This window comes from Acidovorax sp. (assembly GCF_046291265.1).
Taxonomy (GTDB): domain Bacteria; phylum Pseudomonadota; class Gammaproteobacteria; order Burkholderiales; family Burkholderiaceae_C; genus Acidovorax.
The window spans coordinates 1-520 of the sequence record NZ_JBKBTV010000199.1; the positions used below are offsets into that span (position 1 = coordinate 1).

General features: G+C 68.7%; 1 protein-coding gene. It reads left to right on the forward strand.

Annotated features, from left to right (window positions below; genetic code table 11):
- Positions 1–40 precede the first annotated feature (40 nt).
- Positions 41–520 (forward strand): transposase (locus tag ACK41V_RS23880; RefSeq protein ID WP_409786205.1); only part of this gene is annotated, 480 nt, incomplete at its 3' end.

Consider the following 520-nt stretch of genomic DNA (forward strand, 5'->3'; position numbering starts at 1 on the left):
CGATCTCGGGTTTCCGGAATTCACACGTTACGTCAAGCGCATGCACACGATGCTCGCGACGGCGCTGCTCTCCGAATGCCCGACTGCGGCGGCCTTCGCCCGCACCCCGCCGCGCCGCCTGGCCAAGCTGCGCCATGACGGGCGTCACAGGGTCGGCGAAGATCTGGCCGGGCGGCTGGTCGAAGCGGCAAAACGGTCCGTCGGCCAGCATCACGGTCCGGTCTATGATCTTCAGGTCCGCCATATCTGCCAGGATCTCGACCTCTGGCGCCGCCGCCTGAAAGAGCTCGAAAGGGATATCGGCGGATTGCTCGACGCCCATGAGGTCGGCCGCCTGCTGACCAGCATCGACGGCATCGGCCCCAATTCGGCCGCGCGCATCATCGCCATCGTCGGCGACCCGGCCCGCTTTCGGTCCGCCGGGGCCTTTGCCGCCCATGTCGGCGTCGTGCCCTCGCTGCGGCAGTCGGGCAAGCGGACAGGGAGCCGGGCGGCAACCGGGTTCGGCAATGCCAGGCTG